This window comes from Sphingomonas quercus (genome assembly GCF_018863195.1).
Taxonomy (GTDB): domain Bacteria; phylum Pseudomonadota; class Alphaproteobacteria; order Sphingomonadales; family Sphingomonadaceae; genus Solisphingomonas; species Solisphingomonas quercus.
The window spans coordinates 1-3,406 of sequence record NZ_JAHKRT010000014.1; the positions used below are offsets into that span (position 1 = coordinate 1).

4 protein-coding genes are annotated in these 3,406 nt (G+C 68.2%); all 4 read right to left on the reverse strand.

The annotated features are described in order from the left end of the window. Positions 1–728: amino acid permease (locus KOF26_RS16915; RefSeq protein WP_216327971.1), on the reverse strand; the 728-nt coding region annotated here is incomplete at its 3' end. A 1-nt stretch (position 729) separates the two neighbouring features. Continuing rightward, positions 730–1,395 (reverse strand): GntR family transcriptional regulator, encoded by a 666-nt coding sequence (locus KOF26_RS16920; protein ID WP_216327974.1) that lies wholly within the window; start codon positions 1,393–1,395, stop codon positions 730–732. Positions 1,396–1,402: 7 nt separating this feature from the next. Beyond that, the gene (locus KOF26_RS16925) at positions 1,403–2,401 is read right to left on the reverse strand and encodes a 4-hydroxyproline epimerase (protein WP_216327977.1); all 999 of its coding nucleotides are present in this window, start codon (positions 2,399–2,401) and stop codon (positions 1,403–1,405) included. 16 nt (positions 2,402–2,417) lie between these two features. Next, positions 2,418–3,332 (reverse strand): dihydrodipicolinate synthase family protein, encoded by a 915-nt coding sequence (locus KOF26_RS16930; protein WP_216327980.1) that lies wholly within the window; start codon positions 3,330–3,332, stop codon positions 2,418–2,420. Positions 3,333–3,406: the final 74 nt, after the last annotated feature.

The following is a 3,406-nucleotide window of genomic DNA, read 5'->3' on the forward strand; positions in this document are numbered from 1 at the left end:
TCGAAGCCGTAAAAGGCGAAGAACACGATGGCGGCCGCCGCCATCACCCCCTTGGTGCCGCCGCCCTCGACATGGCTGGCAAAGCCATAGGGCATGAACGGGTGCATGTTGGCCGGATCGAAGCCGGGGGCAGCGAAGATCACGAACACCGACAGCGCGACCAGCTTGATCACCACCAGCACGATGTTGAGCGTGGCGCTCTCGCGCGTGCCGGCCATCAGCATGCCGGCCACCGCCAGCGCCACCAGCACCGCCGGCAGGTTGATGATGCCGCCGCCATGCGGGCCTGACAGCAGCACCGCCGGCAAGGTGATGCCGGCCGACTGGATCCAGCCGACCAGATAGCCCGCCCAGCCGACCGCCACGGTCGAGCAGGCCAGCGAATATTCGAGGATCAGGCTCCAGCCGACGATCCAGGCGAGCGCCTCGCCGAGCACCGAATAGGTGTAGGTATAGGCGCTGCCGGCGGTCGGGATCAGCGTGGCGAGCTCGGCATAGGCGAGTGCCGCGCACGCGCACACCGCGCCGGCGATGAGGAAGGCGAGGATCACCGCCGGCCCGGCACGCTCGGCGCCGACGCCGGTCAGGGTATAGATGCCGGTGCCGACGATCGCGCCGACGCCCAGCGCCACCAGATGCGGCCAGCTCAATGTCGCGCGCAAGCTGTGCCCGGCTTCGGCCTGTGCCATCTCGATGGGCTTGGTCGGTCCGAACAGTCCGCCTGCCATATTATCCCCCCGGGTTTGATGCGCCTGCCGAAAATTGCTGCCGCAGGTCTTCGAGTGTCTTGCCGATATGGGCGCGGGCGAGCTCCGCCACCCGCTCGCTGTCGCCGGCCAGCCACACCAGGACCAGCTGGCGATGCTCGTCATTGGCCCGCTCGTCGCGGCCGAGCGGTTCCAGATGCTTGCGGACATAGCGTTCCGACAGGACCTGCAGCCGGTCGAGGATGTTCACCGTCACCGGCCGCTGGCTGGGCCCGTAGAGCGCGCGATGCAGCTTGCGGTTGAACGCGCCGACGCCTTCGCCATGCTCGCGCGTGACATTGTAGAGCGTGCCCAGCGTCTCCAGCGCATAGGCGCGATCGGCCTCGGTGGCGCGCCTGGCGGCCAGCGCGATGGTCGGCGGCTCGAGCTTGATGCGCAGCTCATAGACCTCTTCGGCCTCGGTGGCGCTGGCCGCCCGCACGAAATAGCCGCGATTGGCCTGGGAGTGGACCAGCCCTTCCTGCTCGAGGCGGGCGAGCGCCTCCCTGAGCGGGATCTTGCTCACCCCCAGTTCGCCGGCCAGCGTATCCTGCCGGATCGGCTCGTCGTCGGTTATGGCCCCCGACAGGATGCGATCCCGGAGGAGATCGACGAGTTGTTCGGCGAGGTTTCGGATGATGAGGCTCATCTGCGCGTCATACCACCGAAAACCCTTCCCAAAAGGGGTCTGCGCGATCAATCCAGATGCTGTTGAAGCCGGTGGCGATGGCCGAGCCCTCGATCGACGGGATGATCCCGGCGGTCTCGCCGAGCATCGTCGCCTCCTCGACCCGGCCGATGAACCGGCTGCCGATATAGCTTTCATGGACAAAGCGGTCGCCGACCTTCAGCCGCCCCTTGGCGACGAGATGGGCGAGGCGCGCCGAGGTGCCGGTGCCGCATGGGCTGCGATCGATCGCGCGCTCGCCGTAGAACACCGCGTTGCGCCCGTCGGCATCCGCGCTGCGGGGCTTGTCGGCCCACAGCACATGGCTGACGCCGCGGATGCGGTCGTCGAGCGGATGGACCGGCTCACAGGCGCTGCGCACCAGCGCGCGGATCGTGCGGCTGAGCTCGACGATGCGCGAGGCGCCGAGGTCGTCGAGCCCGGCATAGGCGCCCTGCGGCTCGATGATCGCGTAATAGTTGCCGCCATAGGCGACATCGACCGACAGCGGGCCGAAGCCCGGCACCGTGATCGCCAGCCCCTCGGCGGCCAGATAGGCCGGCACGTTGCGGATCTTCACCGCCGTCACCTTGCCGGCTTCGCAGCGATAGTCGATGTCGATGATGCCGGCCGGCACCTCGATGCGCAGCCGGCCCGGCTGGCGCGGGGTGATCAGGCCATGCTCCAGCCCGAAGGTGACCATGCCGATGGTGCCGTGGCCGCACATCGGCAGGCAGCCGCTGGTCTCGATGAACAGGATGCCGGCGTCGCTGTCGTCGCGCGTCGGCGGATAGAGGAACCCGCCCGACATCATGTCGTGCCCGCGCGGCTCGAAGCAGAGGCCGGTGCGGATCCAGTCGAAGCGGGCGATGAAATCCTGCCGCCGCTCCGCCATCGACGCGCCGCGCAGCAGCGGCGCGCCGCCGGCGACCAGCCGCACCGGATTGCCGGCCGTATGCCCGTCGATGCAGAAGAAGGTGTGGCGCATGGGCGGCCCCCCCTTATCAGGCGGCTTGCTTGCTGGGCATGGTCGCCGCGCAGCGCTCGACCCACGCCGTCACCTCGGCGCGGCGCGCGCCGGTCAGCGGCAGGCGCGGCATGCGGACGCGCTCGCTGCCCCGGCCCATAATCTCCTCGGCAAGCTTGATCGACTGGACGAGATCATGCTCGGCATCGAGATGCAGGAGCGGCATGAACCAGCGATAGATCGCCAGCGCCTCGTCCATCTTGCCCTCGCGGAAGGCGGCGACGAGACGCACGGACTCGCGCGGGAAGGCGCTGGTCAGGCCCGACACCCAGCCGCTGGCCCCGAGCATCAGCCCCTCCAGGGCGACGTCGTCGAGCCCGGCCATCACCGTGTAGCGATCCCCGAAGCGGTTGAAGACATCGGTGAACCGACGCGAATCCGGCGCGCTCTCCTTGACCGCGACGATGTTCTTCACCTCCGACAGCGCCTCCAGCACGTCGAAGCTGACATCGACGCGATAGGCCGGCGGGTTGTTGTAGAGCATGATCGGCAGCGACGTCGCCTCGGCGACGGCGCGGAAATGCGCGACCAGCTCCGCGGGCTTGGGCACATAGACCATGCACGGCAGCACCATCAGCGCGTCCATGCCGATCGCCTCGGCATCGCGCGCGAACTGGACGGCGCGCGCCGTGGTGAACTCCGAAACGCCGCTGATCAGCGGCACCCGGCCACCCACCGCCTCCACCGCGCCGCGCAGCACGGCGCGCTTCTCGTCCGGCTCCAGGGAGTTGTTCTCGCCGCAAGTGCCCAGCAGGATCAGCCCGTCGACGCCGTCGTCGACCAGCGCGCTCTGCGTGTTCTGCGTCGCTGCAAAGTCGATCGACAGATCCCGGGCAAACTGGGTGGTCGCAGCGGGATAAACGCCCCGCCACAGGGTCTTGGACGAACTCATTTTCCGGAAACCTCCGTTGAAAGCACAGATCGTATACGGTATATCAGACCGCGTGCAAACCGAAAATCTCGCCC

Bases quoted from the DNA above. Each gene is read 5' to 3' on its own strand.
- KOF26_RS16920 (WP_216327974.1), bottom strand. From the start codon at position 1,395: ATGAGCCTCATCATCCGAAACCTCGCCGAACAACTCGTCGATCTCCTC.
- KOF26_RS16925 (WP_216327977.1), bottom strand. From the start codon at position 2,401: ATGCGCCACACCTTCTTCTGCATCGACGGGCATACGGCCGGCAATCCG.
- KOF26_RS16930 (WP_216327980.1), bottom strand. From the start codon at position 3,332: ATGAGTTCGTCCAAGACCCTGTGGCGGGGCGTTTATCCCGCTGCGACC.